Origin of the sequence: Aequorivita marisscotiae (assembly GCF_029814825.1) — a bacterium.
Lineage (GTDB): Bacteria > Bacteroidota > Bacteroidia > Flavobacteriales > Flavobacteriaceae > Aequorivita > Aequorivita marisscotiae.
In genome coordinates this window covers 2,320,850-2,336,457 of the sequence record NZ_CP122379.1, presented here as the reverse complement: position 1 = coordinate 2,336,457, position 15,608 = coordinate 2,320,850, and the positions used below count along the sequence as shown (strand labels likewise).

Genomic DNA, 15,608 nt, shown 5'->3' with positions numbered 1-15,608 from the left:
AGTGGTAATAAAATTATTTATCTGGATTGGTTATTTCATTTTTTTCAGACGGCTTATTTTTTAAACCTTCGTTCTTTGGCTGCTTTCCTTCTTTTACTAGCTCATCTTCAAACAGCATTCGTACAGCAGGCGTGTAGGTATCGTCATATTGTCCCTTTTTAACTGAAAAAACAAACAGCGCAAAAAACACAATGGCCACGAACAGACTGATAGTCAAAAGCATGTAAATGATGGTCATTTCTAAAATTTATAATTCAAAAATATTATTGTGAATAGCATCAAAGTATGATATTCGTCACTATTTGTTATTTATATTCATTCTTAATTTTTTCCCTATATACTGAGTAACAACTGTTGTAAAAACAACAATACTAATAGAACTCAATGGCATTAGGATTGCTGCAACCACTGGCAGTAAGTTGCCCGTAACCGCAAATGAAATTCCTATTAAATTATAAAACAACGAGAGTAAAAACGCCCATTTAATAACCTTTACTCCGCTTTTTGAAAAATCTAAATAATCTGCAATTTTATTAAACTTAGCCGCCTCCAAAATTCCGTCGCAGGCAGGCGAAAACACATTCGTATTTTCTGAAATTACAAATCCTACATCGCTCTGTTTTAGAGCACCAGCATCATTGAGACCATCGCCAATCATCAACACTTTTTTTCCCTGTTTTTGCAACATTTTTATAAAGTTCAATTTGTCATCGGGTTTTTGGTTAAAATGCAATTTCACTCCTTTTGGCAACATAGCCTCCAAACGTTCTCGCTCCCCCTCATTATCCCCCGAAAGTACAATAATTTCCTTAGTATGGCTTAGCTTGCTGAAGACTTCGGCCACGCCATTTCGGTATTCACTATTAAAAATATAACAGCCTTTATACGTCTTATTTGTACTAATATGAACGGTAGTTTTGTTTTTTACTTCGGTAATTGTTTCATCGTAAGCGCCAACAAATTCATACGAACCAACTTTAATTGAATTATTGTTAAAACGCGCCGAAATACCCTTCCCTACTTCCTCTTCAAACTCGTCTAATGTATGAATATCGTTTTTATCTAAAATGCTGTACAACGATCTGCTTAATGGATGGCTCGAGGCCCGTAGTGTATTGGTTAACAATTGTTTTTCTGCTGAAGAAAGTGCCACACCCTCATAGGTAATCAGGTTTTTTTGATTGGTGGTTAACGTTCCCGTTTTATCAAAAACTACGGTATCTAACTTCGCCATTTGCTCTATTACCGAAGCCTCTTTTAAATACAGATTTTCTCTTCCAAAGATACGAAGCACATTCCCCAAAGTAAAAGGAGCTGCCAAGGCAATGGCACACGGACAAGCAACAATAAGTACCGCGGTAAACACATTAAAGGCCTTGGACGGATCTACAATTATCCAAAAAATAGTGGCCACAAAAGCAATCGTAAGCAGCGTTAATGTAAAGCGTTTGCTAATACTATCGGTGAGCGATTCAAAAACTCCAACCTTATCTTTACTAAAAACATCATTGCTCCAAAGCTGGGTTAAATAACTTTGCGACACAGGTTTTAAAACTTCTACTTCAACTATTCCTGCTTGTTGTCTGCCTCCTGCGAATAGTTTATCGCCACTCTGTTTGGAAATTGGCTCCGCTTCACCCGTAACAAAACTGTAGTCAATTAGCGCATTTCCCTTTATAAGAATAGCATCTACGGGTAAAATTTCGTTATTCCGAATTAGCAATCGGTCGCCCTTTTCAACTGTATAAACTTCGGCTTGTTCCTCCATCGTTTTTCCTTCCTCATTTTTAAAGAGTCGGGTAACGGCAATCGGAAAATACGATTTGTAATCGCGTTCAAAAGAGAGATAGCTATAGGTTTTCTGTTGAAAAAATTTACCGAGCAATAAAAAGAACACCAAGCCCGTAAGGCTGTCGAAAAAGCCCGTGCCCCAATTCATTACGATATCGATGGTGCTTCTAATAAATAGCACGGCCACACCCAAAGCAATTGGCACATCTATATTGAGTATTTTTGATCGTAAGCCTTTGTATGCCGAAGTAAAATATCCGCTCGCAGCGTAAAATACTACAGGTAATGAAAAAGCGAACATCAACCAGCGAAAGAACGGTTTAAACTGGTCTAACCAAAACTCCGAACCTTCAAAATATTCGGGAAGCGATAAAAACATAATGTTCCCAAATGCAAAGCCAGCAATGGTAAGTTTGTAAATTAAACTTCGGTCAATGTTTTTTTCCTTTTTATTGCTATCATCGAGCGAAATATATGGCTCGTATCCAATTCTACTTAAAAGAAGTACTAAGTTTTTAAGTGAATTTTCTTCCGAAGAAAAAGAAATTCGAATTGTTTTTTCAGGAAAATTAACCTGCGAAGATTTAACGGAAGCACTTAATTTATTTAGGTTCTCCAATATCCAAATACAGCTGCTACAATGGATAGACGGAATAACAAAAGATACAATTTGCATATTGCCATCATTGAATTCCAATAGTTTTTCAACGATTGCTTCATTGTCTAAAAAATCAAATTTTCCCGCGATTTCTTGGGGAGAAATACCTGGATTTTTTTCAAGATCGTAATAGTAACTTAAATCGTTATCGTGCAGAATATCGTAAACCGTTTTGCAGCCATGGCAACAAAAAGATTTTTCGTCATGTGTTATGGTTACGTCTAGACACGCATCTCCACAATGGAAACAGTTTACCATCAATCTAAAATTTGCTCATTATACCTGCCGCAAATATTGCAAAACCCCCACTTGTTTAAAATGACAATTATCAGTGTTCATTTAAAAAACAGGATTTAGCAACTATACGTTAACATCTGCGATTAATCTGAAAGATAAAAACTTTTGAGGTGTTTAAAAAATAAAATACCAGTTGCAACAGGAAAAAGGCAACTTAAAACCGCCAAATAAATATAAAAATCCCGAAAGAATGGAAGCCCCAACCACACTGCCAGAGCTTTATAAAATATTAAAGCCTCTGTAGTTGCCAGCCCAAATATAAATAGCCAAAGAAAACTTTTAGGAATATTTAAAAGCTTAAAGTACTGTAAAAATGCCAAAAGTGTAGGGATAACAATACCCAGAAAAACAAGATGCAGGTAACCAATTACAAAATCTTTTAGTTGATATACCAAAGTAGCATAGTACGGAAATGCGGAAAAAATCTGCATAAAAAGTTTTACAAAAAACAATGTTGCTGCCAGCTTCAACAGAAAAAATGCACGAGAACTAAAAGTTAACTGCAAAATTTTAAAATTGCCCTTTAGCAACAAATAGAGTTCATAAAATGCCAATAGTTGTGCTAAGGCGCCCATCAATCCTAAAATGTAAAAAACGGTTGGGGGTACAAACCAAAGCACAGATAAAAAAAGGGTAAAAAGCACGCCAAAGTTTATAAGCATAAAAAACGAGGTTAGTTTTTCTTGCTTAAACTGCACCCCATTTTCTTCAAAAATATAAAATAGCACTCCCAACAGCGCTAAAATAAACCAGCCGTTATACTGAAAGTGAAGATAAAAATAGATTGAAGTTTTATACCAAATAGATTCCGGTCCTAAGGTGGCCATTACTCCCCCGATGGTCCACGGACCAATGCTGGAAAAAACCAAATACCATAACGACGTTTTTATAAGTTTCCAGGAAAAGCGCTTTTTAAAGTGCTCGGGAACCTGCCTTATGGCAAACCATGAAAACCAATACGAAGCAAATAAAAATAAAGTTGAAAAAATAATTGAATAAAGCGCATACCCTTGAAAGGGAAAGGTTACCATCATTCCAACAATACAAATATTTGTAAAGAGAAAAATATATTTATACCGTTTATGTTTCTGGGCTCCGACTAAAAATATTCTGTAAATTAAGGTAGTTAATCCCAAATAAATCCATCCTAAAAGTGCAGTATGCGAATGTGCGTGAAGTAAAAATTTATAATTAAAAGGAAGTGAGGTTACAAAATAAAAGCGAAGCAAAATACCCATTAGCGCTACAATGAAGAAGTACGCCAGAGCAATGCCAATATGTTTTTTTAAATTAATCAAGCCGTAAAATTACAAAAAAACAGTTCGGAACTGACTGCAAACATTCAAAGCTGTCAATGGTCCGAACTGTCTTAAAAACCAATTAAATAAAAATCAAGATTTGGGGCTGGGGATATCTTTGAAATTTTAATTTTTTAGTTTCTTTTCAAGCTTTAAGGCTTTTGGAAAAAGAATATTGTTTTCTAAATGGATGTGATGGTGAAGATCTTGTTCAAACTCGTCCAATTTAGCAAAAAAGGCTCGATATGTGTTGCAAGCTCCTTGTGGAGGCGTATAGTTATTGCTTAATTCGGCAATTTTGCGCATTATTTCGCCAGCTTCTTCGTGCTCTTCTTCCATCATAGAAATAGGATTTTCTACACTTCCAAAATGAATTGGCGGAACCTCAGCGCCTTCGCGTTCAGCTTTTACCAATTTTTTGATAAAAGGAAATAATATTAATTCTTCCTTTTTTTGGTGCGCAGCCATTGCCTGAACCACTTGAGTTACCAATGCCTCAATTTCGGCAAGTTCGGTATAATGACTCCCGTGCACATGATTTACGCGTTTTGCATATTGCAATAATAACGGACTGTTCTCCTCTACATATTGATGATGTACGTTTATAATATGGTCTGTAAGAAAATCTAATTTCCAACTATTGTAATCCGAAGCACGGTCCGGAGCATTATTAAGGTTTACTAATTCGGCTAGCAATATTGCAGGATCTACTTTGGCTTTCTCGCAAGCTCTAGTAATACTTACCCCACCGCCACAGCAAAAATCTATACCGTATTTTTTAAATACGTGTGCTGCTTTTATGTTTTCGGTAACCACATCGGCTACGGTGCGTTCTTGAAGTGTTGTCATGATTTTTATTGTTTTAATATATTATTTATGATGCAAATTTCAACAGAAAAAAAGAAACAGATTATGACTTAAATCATAAAACGACATTTTTATCAGAAATTAAATTATATCACGAAATGTTTCGCTATTAATTATTTACAAAAAGTAATTTTAGAAATATTTATTCCCAAAAAGGATCGTCATATTCCGGAGTCTCCTCAAGATTACTATGTATTTCTTCAATTTTCTTAAGTTGTGCTTCGGTGGCCACTTTTTGAATTTCATTAAAAAGAACACGTTCCTCAAAACGTATATGGGCATCCAACTCCTCTTCCAGTTGGTGAAGGGACCGCTCTGGGTCTTTAGTATTGTTAAACAATCGTTTTAGGCGCCTATGTTCTTTTAAGGCGCGTTCTATTAATTCGTTATCGGCCTCGAGTATGGGAAAAAGATATTTTTCTTCATCTTTAAAATGAGGCTCTATTTCATGCTTAAAAAACCATTTTGCATATTGCTGCAAACGTTTTGTTTCAATATTTTTATGAAAACCTTTGCGAAGTTTCCAACTGAACAATAGCCCAAAATGATGTTGTCTGCTAAGCGGTTGTAAGGCAACGTGTCTTTTAATTGGTTTTGTTTTTTCCATAGATTTAAGGATTTTGTACGTATTTTATTCGTTTGCCGCCACATTTAGGACAGCGTTCAATAATTCTCTTTTTATTTTTAAACCCGTCAACGTGTTCTACCATAAATTTCCCCACTTTTACGTGTTTATCGCGATGGTTCTTTACATCTATCTGTTTGTCCTTCGTGATGGATCGCGAATCATTGGCATATTCCTGATGGCCCCAACAAAACGGACAGTCCTTGTTACCCGTGTTTACTTTGTTGACTTGTTCGGGCTTTTTCTGAAAAAATGCAAGAAAACGCTTACGATAATTCATTTATTTTGGTTTTAAAAGCAAGCGCATCTCTGAAACAATTACATATATACGCTGCCTTATTTTTTAAGTTATAGATCATACTTTTATAACGCTATTCCGGTGGTTTCGGGTTAAGCGGTCTTACCGTCATTTCACTTATCAACATATTGTTGGGTGTTTCTAGAATATGCAAAATTGTAGAAGCAATGTCTTCTGCCTGTAACATATTTTCGTGCGACTGTATTCCTGAGCTTTTAAAAAACCGTGTATTGATAGAACCGGGGTTTAAACAAGTTACTTTAATGTTGTCGCCTCTTAACTCCTTAAAAAGTGCCTCACTAAACCCACTTATACCATACTTTGTAGCAGAATAAGCCGCGCCTTCTGCTCGAGTGGTAATTCCCAGAATAGAACCAATGTTTACAATGTGGGAACTCTCTTTTTGGGCTTTCATTAATTTTACAATTTCAGAAGTAATACAATACATTCCATTGAGGTTGGTGTTTATCATTTTGTACCATTCCTCAGACGGCATTTCGTCAATTTTTCCAAAGGAACCCGAACCGGCATTATTGACCAAAATATCCGGAGATTTTTCTTCGGAAAAAGTAGTTGCCACCCACTTTTTAACCGCTGTATTATCTGTAATATCAAGCGTAACGGGAACAAATTTGCTTCCTATATTATTTTGTAGCTTTTGAAGTGTATCACTATTTCTAGCAATTCCAAAAACCGTAACTCCTTCCTGTATCAACGCTTTTGAAATAGCTGCTCCAAGCCCGCTGCTGGCTCCTGTAACGATAGCTGTCTTATTCTGAATTTTCATCGTTGCTATTTTTAAGATAATTTATCTGAAAACCTATTTAAGGATTGTAACTTCCTGGCTCCTTCCGAAAGCTAATAGCCAAGCGGTTCCAACCATTAATTGCAACAATTGCCATCGTTAACGCTACATGTTCCTTTTCGCTAAAATACTTCTGAACTTCTTTATAAAGTGAATCGGAAACATCGTTGTCAGAAATCAAGGTCAGAGCTTCTGTCCAAGCCAAAGCAGCACGTTCGCGTTCAGAATAAAACGAAGTTTCTCGCCAAGCAGATAGTGCATAAAGGCGTTGTTCGGTTTCACCCGCTTTACGTGCATCTTTGGAATGCATATCTATGCAATATGCACAACTATTAATCTGTGAAGCACGTAATTTTACAAGTTCATAAAGACTGCGTTCTAGTCCTGAATCTGCTACATATTTTTCGAGTTCCAACAATCCCTTTATGGCCTTGGGATCAGTTGTATTATAGTCCAATCTCTTTTTTATCATATTCTTAAAATTGTGGCTGAATATATTAAAACGCCTCTTTTATTACTTTGTCGGTAGGAACATTTAAGTGCGCCAAATGTTTTTCAACGGCATCCATCATTGGTGGGGGGCCGCATAGATAAAAATAGGAGTTCAATGAGCCACCGTGCTTTTTAATAAAATCTTCCGAAATCTGACCGTTGGCGTATTTCTCAGTTTTTTCTTTGGAAAGAATATTAATAAAGTTCTCACCAAGCATTTCTTGAAATTCGTTTTTCAAGATAATATCTTCCATAGTCTTATTTGCAAAAATAAGTTTGTTCGCGCCTAATTTATTTTTTGTATTTAAATCTCGAAAAATGGAAATAAACGGCGTAACTCCTGCGCCACCGGCGATAAATATTCCTTCGCCTTTATATTCAATCGCACCAAAAATTTCATTCACAATTAACCTGTCGCCCTTTTTTAAACTGAGTAGCTCATTGGTAACTCCCTCGTGTTCGGGATAAGTTTTTATGGCAAATTCCAAATACCCATCTGTTGGCAAACAAGTAAATGTAAACGGTCTTCCCTCATTCTGCCAACCCGGTTTATCAATAAAAATTTCGGTAGCTTGACCTGGTTTAAAGTGGGCTTCCGCCGGTTTTTCTGTTACAATTTGTAACACATCGTGCGTTAGATGTTTTATTTGGCTAATTTTTACAGGCTCGTTTTTCATAGTCATAAATTTTAATGTTTTTCCTTCTTTTACTCTAAACAGACTAAAATACGCAATCTCAATGTATTAACCTTAAACAGGTTTAAACCTTCGTGTAAAATGCCTTTATGGTGTACAGTTGTAAAAAAGTATTTTGAAATTTTAATTCTTAAAAAAATAATTCTGACATTTTTATCATAAATAGAATTAAATTTTTTTACCGCTTTAAAAACGACATTCCTACATCCAGTCCGTTTGCCAATTCCAGAAGACTCGTATTTTCAAGCATTTCTCTTAAATTATCTCTAATATCAACAAACTTATTGTGCATTGGGCAAGGTTGGCGAGCATCACACCGGTCAAAACCAAGTGCGCATCCTACATAAATAGAATCACCATCAATAGCCGATACAATATTGCATAATTTTATCTGCGCTGCCCTCCCCTTTGGTATTTCAAAGCCACCAGTTGGGCCTTTCAAGGAAGTTAAAATGTTCTGCTTTGCCAGTTGGTGAAGTATTTTTGCTGTAAATGCCTCAGGTGAATTTACATTATAGGCTATCTCCCGTAAACTAACGCGATTGCCCAACTCCGACTGCGAGGCTATATACACCGACGCTTTAATTCCGTACTGACACGCTTTTGAAAACATAGCTTACTTCTATCATTTACAAAGGTATATAAAATTCCTATTTCTGATAAATATATCAGAAATAAATTATAAAGCAATATTGTTTGATTGTACTATATGAAAAGCTTATAACTTTAAGAAAGTTTCGCCTTCTTCCAAATTTGAAGCCAAATCCATCACAAAGGTATTTTCACACATATGTTTTAAACCATCGCGTACGCCCATAAATTGATCGTGAACCGGACAAGGACGTTCTGAAGAACATTCGGGTAATCCCAAGCTGCAACCCGTGAAAATTTTATCGCCATCAATAACTGTAACTATATCGGCCAACTTAACGGTAGAATCCTTTTCTAGATAAAAACCGCCATTAGGACCTTTTTTAGAAAGGATTATACCCTCCCGAGCTAGCTGTTGGCAAACTTTTGCTGTAAATGGTTCGGGCGAATTTACCGCTTTAGCAATTTCAGTGATATTAGGACGCAAATCTTTCTTAGACTGCTGCGCGATAAATAGTACCGCTCTAATGCCATATTCACAGGCTTTCGAAAACATATTTTGTATTTTCTCCAAAAATAGCTAATAACCCTCGTATTCAAGGACTAAACTATCTTAAAAAAATGCAAAATTTAAAATCTTAATAATTCTAATAAACAGAATTAATTGTGAAAGCGTTTTTTAGCTTCCCGCTCCAAAGCCTCACGATGATCGGGGTGCGCTATGGAAATCAATGCTTTGGCCCGTTGTTCCAATCCTTTTCCATATAAGTTTACAACCCCGTATTCCGTAACTACGTAATGTACGTGCGCCCTAGTAGTTGTTACGCTGGCTCCTTCCTTTAAGAATGGGGTGATTTTTGAAATGCCTTTATTGGTTACCGAAGGCATAGCAATAATGGGCTTCCCTCCTTCCGAAAGCGAAGCACCGCGAATAAAATCCATCTGTCCACCCACGCCAGAATATTGATACATTCCTATACTATCTGCGCAAACCTGCCCCGTTAAATCTATTTCAATGGCACTGTTTATGGCGGTAACTTTTGGATTACGACGAATTATTGCAGTATCGTTTGTATAGCCAGCTTCCTTAAAATGAACTATTGGGTTATCATCAATAAAATCGTATAATTTTTTGGTGCCCATAGCGAAACAGGTTACTATTTTACCAGTCTTTATTTCCTTGTCTTCGCCTGTAATAATTCCCTTTTCTACCAGAGGAAGTATTCCGTCGCTGAACATTTCGGTATGGATTCCCAATCTTTTGTGATTGCCCAAATTATGAAGTACCGCATTTGGAATATTCCCGATGCCCATTTGCAAGGTGGCGCCATCTTCAACCAATGCGGCTACATTTCTACCTATTGTTGCTTCAATTTCTGAGGGTTCCCCTAAAACAGAAGCGTAGATTGGAGTATTTATTTCTACTCCAAAATCTATACTACTTATATGAATTATGCCATCGCCGTGGGTTCTTGGCACATTGGGATTAATAAGGGCCACCACGTGTTTTGCAGTCTGAATTGCAGGCAAGGTAACATCTACCGAAACTCCCAAAGAACAGTAGCCGTGCTTGTCTGGCGTAGAAACTTGAATGAAGGCCACATCTAATGGAAGGATATTTCTTCTGAAAAGCCAATGGATTTCACTTAGAAATACGGGAATATAATCGCCGTGAATTGTATTCACACCTTTCCGAACATTATCGCCCACAAAACAGCTTGAAAGTTTAAAAGCATCGGTATATGGCGCCTGCGTAAACAACGCCTGGCCGTGGGTGTGAATTTGGATAATTTCAACGTTTTTCAGTTCCTGATAGCGCTCACACAGAGTGTCTATCAACAAATTTGGAGTCATCGCAGCACCCTGAAAAAACACGCGATTATTAGATTTTACTATAGATACAGCCTCTTGGGCGGAAACAATTTGCATAATTTTAACTTTTGTGCAAAAGTTGGGAATCTAAACTGTTCCTGAAATGACTTTGGTCAGATTTTTTGGAAATTGAACTTTTGAGCCACGACGGTTGGAGCCACGACGGTTGGTGCCACGACCGTTGAAATTACGACTGTTGGAAGCACAACGGTTAGAAACCCGAGTAATAGTAATTATTCTTTTTGTCGTGGGTCTTGTAGCGAAGCGGTCGTGGGTCAAATCGTCGTCTTGTTTTTTTACGCTTTTACATTCAGGGTTTCCAAAATATCATTAATTATTGAAATTCCCTTATCATTATTATACCAATTCTGCAGCATCTCCTTAAAGGCATCGTCTATTTTCCCGTGACGTTCCTTGTAATCAGCAACCAATTTTGTCGCGGCCTTCGAGCGTGGACCAAAAGTATTGATTACGTTGAAGTCTGCATCGAGCATAATAACCACGGGGATGGAGCGCGAACCATTTGTCAAAAACTCATCCATCAATTCCGGGTTTTCATCGCGAAGCACAATTTTTAAATCGATGTTTTCTGAAAGTTGTGCAATTTTATTTAGAAACGGAAGCGTTTGCGCGGCATCGCCACACCAGGGTTCGCTGATTACCAACCAAGTTTGTTTTTCTGAAACATTTTTAAAAACTTCCATACTTTCTTCTGAAATAATAGCGGTTTTGTCCAAACGCTTTGTGCGACTGAAATTCAGCTTTGTGTAATCGATTTTCTCTTGTGTTTGTTCGCCAGTGGTTCTGCCTTCTTCAACCAATTGCTTGAAAAGCAAGTTGTATTCGGAATAATCCATTGCTTTGTTTACGGAGCTTTTTATCAAATTTTTCATCTTATTTCTTTACTTTAATTTTTTTTAAATATATCCCCTCGAGCGCAGTCGAGAGGTCATTCAATCAACTATATTTTGTCGTTTACTATATTTTCTACAGATTCTTTATTATAATCTTCATTAAAATATCCACCGCGGTTTTCTTTACGAATTAATGATTGCTGAATAATTAAATGGGCCACGTTTACCATATTCCGAAGCTCTGAAAGACTTGTGTTTAGTTTGTGTTTTTGGTAAAGTGCCTCCACTTCAAAATACAACATTTCAAGTTGAATGGATGCTTTTTTTAAATCTTTATTATTACGAACCACACCCGCAAATCGCCGCATTAGGGATTGTAATTGGACCGTTTTCTGTTGAAGAATTTCAACATCCTTCAATAAAACCGTCCCTGCATCATTCCATTCCGGAATGTCTTTGGTCGTTTGCCAGGGCTGGTGTTTACAGAGGTATTTAAAAATTCTATCTGCATAAACCAATGCCTCTAACAACGAGTTGGATGCCAGCCTATTAGCGCCGTGCAAACCTGTGTACGAACATTCTCCGCAAGCAAAAAGATTTTGTAAAGAAGTTCTGCCATCCACATCCACAACCACCCCGCCGCACAAATAATGCGATGCTGGCACTACCGGAATCCAATCCTTCGCAATATTTTTATTTCGCTGCAAACAAGTTTCATAAATATTCGGAAAGTGTTTTTTGAAATCGTCGATGTTCAAATGGGTACAATCCAAGTAAACACAGTCATCGCCAGAATTTTTCATTTCTGAATCGATGGCGCGCGAAACAATATCGCGCGATGCCAATTCGCCTCGAGCATCGTAATTAAACATAAATCGCTCTCCGTTTTTATTACGAAGAAAAGCTCCAAACCCCCGTACCGCTTCCGAAATTAAAAAAGAAGATTGATTTTTTCCATCGTAAAGTGCTGTGGGATGAAACTGGATAAATTCCATATTCTGTATTCTCGCTGTTGCCCGATACGCCATTGCAATACCGTCGCCGGTTGCAACAGTGGGATTGGTGGTATGGCCGTAAACTTGCCCCATTCCGCCCGAAGCCAACGTAGTGCAATCTGCTTTAATTGTAAAAATATTTCCTGAAATCTGGTCCAAAACATAAGCTCCATAACACGAAAGATTTTCGTTTTTCCCTTCAGAAAAATGATGCTCCGTTATTAAATCAATGGCAAAATGATGTGGAAGCATCGTAATATTCTGCAGTTTGTTGCTACGTTCCAAAAGTGTGCGCTCAATCTCATTGCCCGTAGTATCTTTATGATGAATTACCCTAAATTTTGAATGACCGCCCTCCCTGCCCAAAGTGAGTTGGCCGTTGGCATCGGTATCAAATTTGGCACCCCACTCCATCAGTTCGCGAAGCCGTTCGGGTCCTTCGGTAATCACCATTTCAACCACCGCCTCATCGCAAAGTCCATCGCCTGCGCGTAACGTATCGTCAATATGTTTTTGAAAAGAATCTTTTTTTAAATCGAATACCGCTGCCACCCCGCCTTGGGCGTATTTCGTATTCGATTCAGATACGTGGGCCTTTGTAACAACTGTTATTTTTTTCTTTGGAAATTTCGCAGCAAGTTTTACCGCAAGTGTTAAACCTGCAGCTCCGGACCCGATAATCAAAAAATTTGTTTCCATCACTATTTTGATAATTCCAACATGCGCTCAATGGGCACAATGGCTTTTTTCCGAATTTCTGCGGTAACTTCAATCTGCGGATTTTCATTCAGCAAGCAGTCGTACAATTTTTGCAAGGTGTTCATTTTCATAAACGCACATTCGCTGCAAGCGCAGGTGTTGTCTTCTTCAGCGGGAGCAGGTATTAGTACGGCCTGAGGCACTTCCTGTTGCATTTTGTGAAGAATACCCGCTTCCGTGGCGACAATAAATTTTTCCGCCGGATGTTTTTTCACATAATCTATCATTCCGGCGGTGGAGCCTACATAAGTTGCCGTTTCCAAAATATGGCTCTCGCTTTCGGGGTGCGCAATAATTTTTGAACCCGGATTTTCTTTGTAAAGTTTCAACAGTTTATCCATCGAAAAAGCCTCATGTACAATACATGCGCCATCCCAAAGCAGCATTTTACGTCCGGTTTTTTTCTGAATATATTTTCCCAGATTTTTATCGGGCGCAAAAATAATTGGCACATCCTTTGGCACCGAATTCACTATTTTTTCGGCGTTGGAAGAGGTGCAAATAATATCGCTCAAGGCTTTTACTTCCGCAGAACAATTCACATACGTTATCACCTCGTGATCTGGATGTGCTTTCACCAAAGTGCGAAAAGCGTCGGCGGGACACGAATCTGCCAACGAACAACCCGCCATTAAATCGGGCAACAAAACTTTTTTATCGGGGTTCAAAATTTTGGCCGTTTCTGCCATAAAATGCACGCCAGCAAAGACGATCATTTCGGCATCGGTTTCGGCAGCTTTTTGCGACAGTCCCAAGCTATCGCCCACATAATCTGCCACTTCCTGAATTTCGGGCACTTGATAATAGTGCGCGAGGATGACGGCGTTTTTCTGCTTTTTCAGTTCAGTTATTTTTTGATGTAAATCCATTATGATTTTATTTTTTGAAGCAAAGCTTTGAAAATAGGCGTCGCTACAATTAAAAGCGAAACAAAAATCCCTATTCCGAAGATGAAAAATGAAATGTAATACGGCACGACCGAATCCTGCATTTCAGCAAACGACCCTTCTTTTGAAACGTACATCCAATAACTGCGTTTAGCCCCAGCAATTATCAACGAAACAAAAAAGATAAACAGCGAAATATTGAAAGCAACAAACCCGCGCTTAACCCATTTGGTGTCGGTTTTTAGCTGTGGCCGAACATAATGCGCAATAAAAAACAAGGCCGAAAAAAGTATCGTTGTGTTAATGCCAATGGTAGTGCCCATGGAATGTGCCACGGTAACGTGCGTGCCATGGGTAAAGAAATTAATGGCCGGAATGGAGAACAGAAGCGCTAAGATTATATTTATAAAAATCCAAAAATCGGTAGCTAGCAAAAAGCGATACGCCATAGGGTGATTTTCGCTTTCAACCTTTAAAACCGAACGTTTCCAATTGTAAATAATCGAAGCCAAAACAATCCACTCCGTCATACTAATTCCGTAAGCTACATACCGAATCCAGGGCTGGGTTGGCAATAAATAAGTGTGGTGCGCCCATCCAAACATTAAATTGGTCAACCCCAAAAAGTAGAAGAAAAAAGCCAATTTATTCGTGGCAACGTCCGTATCCTTTTTAATTTTAGACATCAGATAAATGGAGATGCCATAAACTAGCATATTCCACGAACCGGTAAACGAGCCGGTAGATTTCCACTGTACGGCAAAATCTTTTATAAAATTCAATCTAAAAAAATCGAACAGCCAAAAATGCGCCTCCATCAAATGGTAGCACATAAAAACGATGCCCGTGCCCCACATCCAATAATAGACGGGCCAACCCTTCATATTGGCGTATAGCGTCTTAAAATAATTAATTCCAAATAATATCCAACCTAATAATATCGGAATCATTAAAATAGGTTTAAAAGCGAAATACTCCCGCCCCTCGGTATAATCGAAAGCGAAAGAGAAATAAATAGCAACGCCCGTAAACAGAAAAAGTAGGAAATGCAGCGATTGCAATTTGCGCGAAAAGAGCTCAAACTTCTCAACCGAAGCGATAAAAAAATAGATACTGCCCGTGGCGGCGAGCACGATCCACGAAGTTTCAGAAGTAACGTGAAAGGGTCGCAGTTTGGAGAAGGGAACCGTTTCCTTTAAAAACTCTGGCAACAAATACTGGAACGAAGCCGTAAGCCCAAAGAGCATCCCTAAAAACAGGGCGGTTAGGGCAAACAGCAAAAAATAGAACGGCACTTTATTCTTCATTTCTATACTTTATTTTTACCCAGCCAGATGCTTCAATCTCGGCTTCGTAATTTGGGTAAATGCCCGTTTCATCCACCTGTTTTAAATACTCCACCAAAGCATCCTTCTCTTCTTCGGTAAAATGGAATTGCGGCATACTCTTCACCCCGCTGTTTAAAAACGCTTTAATGTAATTTGCCCCTTTGCCTTCCGCGGAATATACGTTTGTTAAATCCGGACCCAAATAACCACCCAAGCCGTACAATTGATGACAGGACCAACAACGGTTACTCTGGAACAATTGCTGGCCTTTTACTGCCACAGGGGATAATTTTTCTACGGCCACGTACCCATCAGTATTATAAATTATATAATTATAAATACTGAAAACGACGAGTAAAACCGCCATCACGAAAATATAAGGCCTTGGATTGGAGACCATTTCAATTTAAATTATTTGGCCATAAAAATACCCCTTCCCTCCTGCCTGAAATATGATATTTATCAGTTTTTAGGACTTAAACATCTTTTAATTTCG

At 38.1% G+C, this 15,608-nt stretch carries 17 protein-coding genes; all 17 read right to left on the bottom strand.

Going from position 1 to position 15,608, the window contains the following annotated elements; genetic code table 11:
• Positions 1 to 13 precede the first annotated feature (13 nt).
• Positions 14 to 238: a cbb3-type cytochrome oxidase assembly protein CcoS gene (gene ccoS, locus QCQ61_RS10540; protein WP_279447614.1), complete on the bottom strand. Its 225-nt coding sequence runs from the start codon at positions 236 to 238 to the stop codon at positions 14 to 16.
• 60 nt (positions 239 to 298) lie between these two features.
• Entirely contained in the window at positions 299 to 2,707 is a 2,409-nt protein-coding gene (locus QCQ61_RS10535) for a heavy metal translocating P-type ATPase (RefSeq protein WP_279447613.1), read from the bottom strand.
• Between the two features lie 122 nt (positions 2,708 to 2,829).
• The gene (locus QCQ61_RS10530; RefSeq protein ID WP_279447612.1) at positions 2,830 to 4,044 is read right to left on the bottom strand and encodes a hypothetical protein; all 1,215 of its coding nucleotides are present in this window, start codon (positions 4,042 to 4,044) and stop codon (positions 2,830 to 2,832) included.
• 126 nt (positions 4,045 to 4,170) lie between these two features.
• A complete protein-coding gene (ric, locus tag QCQ61_RS10525; RefSeq protein ID WP_279447610.1) occupies positions 4,171 to 4,893 on the bottom strand; it encodes an iron-sulfur cluster repair di-iron protein in 723 nt (240 codons plus the stop codon).
• Positions 4,894 to 5,053: 160 nt separating this feature from the next.
• Positions 5,054 to 5,518 (bottom strand): hemerythrin domain-containing protein, encoded by a 465-nt coding sequence (locus QCQ61_RS10520; protein ID WP_279447609.1) that lies wholly within the window; start codon positions 5,516 to 5,518, stop codon positions 5,054 to 5,056.
• 4 nt (positions 5,519 to 5,522) lie between these two features.
• Positions 5,523 to 5,816 carry a hypothetical protein gene (locus tag QCQ61_RS10515; protein ID WP_279447608.1) on the bottom strand — a complete coding sequence of 98 codons (294 nt, stop codon included), beginning with the start codon at positions 5,814 to 5,816 and terminating at the stop codon, positions 5,523 to 5,525.
• Positions 5,817 to 5,907: 91 nt separating this feature from the next.
• A complete protein-coding gene (locus QCQ61_RS10510) occupies positions 5,908 to 6,621 on the bottom strand; it encodes an SDR family oxidoreductase (RefSeq protein ID WP_279447607.1) in 714 nt (237 codons plus the stop codon).
• A gap of 37 nt (positions 6,622 to 6,658) precedes the next feature.
• Entirely contained in the window at positions 6,659 to 7,111 is a 453-nt protein-coding gene (locus tag QCQ61_RS10505; protein ID WP_342686573.1) for a carboxymuconolactone decarboxylase family protein, read from the bottom strand.
• Between the two features lie 25 nt (positions 7,112 to 7,136).
• On the bottom strand, positions 7,137 to 7,808 hold the full coding sequence (locus QCQ61_RS10500; RefSeq protein ID WP_279447606.1) for a ferredoxin reductase domain-containing protein: 672 nt from the start codon (positions 7,806 to 7,808) through the stop codon (positions 7,137 to 7,139).
• A 196-nt stretch (positions 7,809 to 8,004) separates the two neighbouring features.
• The gene (locus QCQ61_RS10495) at positions 8,005 to 8,439 is read right to left on the bottom strand and encodes an RrF2 family transcriptional regulator (protein ID WP_279447605.1); all 435 of its coding nucleotides are present in this window, start codon (positions 8,437 to 8,439) and stop codon (positions 8,005 to 8,007) included.
• Between the two features lie 105 nt (positions 8,440 to 8,544).
• Positions 8,545 to 8,973, bottom strand: coding sequence for an RrF2 family transcriptional regulator (locus tag QCQ61_RS10490; RefSeq protein WP_279447604.1), 429 nt, complete (start codon positions 8,971 to 8,973; stop codon positions 8,545 to 8,547).
• Positions 8,974 to 9,077: 104 nt separating this feature from the next.
• Complete coding sequence (locus QCQ61_RS10485; RefSeq protein WP_279447603.1) at positions 9,078 to 10,346, bottom strand: acetyl-CoA hydrolase/transferase family protein; 1,269 nt, start codon at positions 10,344 to 10,346, stop codon at positions 9,078 to 9,080.
• A gap of 239 nt (positions 10,347 to 10,585) precedes the next feature.
• Positions 10,586 to 11,182: a thioredoxin family protein gene (locus tag QCQ61_RS10480; protein ID WP_279447602.1), complete on the bottom strand. Its 597-nt coding sequence runs from the start codon at positions 11,180 to 11,182 to the stop codon at positions 10,586 to 10,588.
• 68 nt (positions 11,183 to 11,250) lie between these two features.
• Positions 11,251 to 12,837: an L-aspartate oxidase gene (nadB, locus tag QCQ61_RS10475; RefSeq protein WP_279447601.1), complete on the bottom strand. Its 1,587-nt coding sequence runs from the start codon at positions 12,835 to 12,837 to the stop codon at positions 11,251 to 11,253.
• 2 nt (positions 12,838 to 12,839) lie between these two features.
• Positions 12,840 to 13,766, bottom strand: coding sequence for a quinolinate synthase NadA (gene nadA, locus QCQ61_RS10470; protein WP_279447600.1), 927 nt, complete (start codon positions 13,764 to 13,766; stop codon positions 12,840 to 12,842).
• Positions 13,766 to 15,091 carry a cbb3-type cytochrome c oxidase subunit I gene (locus QCQ61_RS10465; RefSeq protein ID WP_279447599.1) on the bottom strand — a complete coding sequence of 442 codons (1,326 nt, stop codon included), beginning with the start codon at positions 15,089 to 15,091 and terminating at the stop codon, positions 13,766 to 13,768. The genes nadA and QCQ61_RS10465 overlap by 1 nt, the downstream gene beginning before the upstream one ends.
• A complete protein-coding gene (locus QCQ61_RS10460) occupies positions 15,081 to 15,479 on the bottom strand; it encodes a c-type cytochrome (RefSeq protein ID WP_279447598.1) in 399 nt (132 codons plus the stop codon). Before QCQ61_RS10460 ends, QCQ61_RS10465 begins: the two co-directional genes overlap by 11 nt.
• Positions 15,480 to 15,608 lie beyond the last annotated feature (129 nt).

Bases quoted from the DNA above. Each gene is read 5' to 3' on its own strand.
- ccoS (WP_279447614.1), bottom strand. From the start codon at position 238: ATGACCATCATTTACATGCTTTTGACTATCAGTCTGTTCGTGGCCATT.
- QCQ61_RS10535 (WP_279447613.1), bottom strand. From the start codon at position 2,707: ATGGTAAACTGTTTCCATTGTGGAGATGCGTGTCTAGACGTAACCATA.
- ric (WP_279447610.1), bottom strand. From the start codon at position 4,893: ATGACAACACTTCAAGAACGCACCGTAGCCGATGTGGTTACCGAAAAC.
- QCQ61_RS10520 (WP_279447609.1), bottom strand. From the start codon at position 5,518: ATGGAAAAAACAAAACCAATTAAAAGACACGTTGCCTTACAACCGCTT.
- QCQ61_RS10515 (WP_279447608.1), bottom strand. From the start codon at position 5,816: ATGAATTATCGTAAGCGTTTTCTTGCATTTTTTCAGAAAAAGCCCGAA.
- QCQ61_RS10510 (WP_279447607.1), bottom strand. From the start codon at position 6,621: ATGAAAATTCAGAATAAGACAGCTATCGTTACAGGAGCCAGCAGCGGG.
- QCQ61_RS10505 (WP_342686573.1), bottom strand. From the start codon at position 7,111: ATGATAAAAAAGAGATTGGACTATAATACAACTGATCCCAAGGCCATA.
- QCQ61_RS10500 (WP_279447606.1), bottom strand. From the start codon at position 7,808: ATGAAAAACGAGCCTGTAAAAATTAGCCAAATAAAACATCTAACGCAC.
- QCQ61_RS10495 (WP_279447605.1), bottom strand. From the start codon at position 8,439: ATGTTTTCAAAAGCGTGTCAGTACGGAATTAAAGCGTCGGTGTATATA.
- QCQ61_RS10490 (WP_279447604.1), bottom strand. From the start codon at position 8,973: ATGTTTTCGAAAGCCTGTGAATATGGCATTAGAGCGGTACTATTTATC.
- QCQ61_RS10485 (WP_279447603.1), bottom strand. From the start codon at position 10,346: ATGCAAATTGTTTCCGCCCAAGAGGCTGTATCTATAGTAAAATCTAAT.
- QCQ61_RS10480 (WP_279447602.1), bottom strand. From the start codon at position 11,182: ATGAAAAATTTGATAAAAAGCTCCGTAAACAAAGCAATGGATTATTCC.
- nadB (WP_279447601.1), bottom strand. From the start codon at position 12,837: ATGGAAACAAATTTTTTGATTATCGGGTCCGGAGCTGCAGGTTTAACA.
- nadA (WP_279447600.1), bottom strand. From the start codon at position 13,766: ATGGATTTACATCAAAAAATAACTGAACTGAAAAAGCAGAAAAACGCC.
- QCQ61_RS10465 (WP_279447599.1), bottom strand. From the start codon at position 15,091: ATGAAGAATAAAGTGCCGTTCTATTTTTTGCTGTTTGCCCTAACCGCC.
- QCQ61_RS10460 (WP_279447598.1), bottom strand. From the start codon at position 15,479: ATGGCGGTTTTACTCGTCGTTTTCAGTATTTATAATTATATAATTTAT.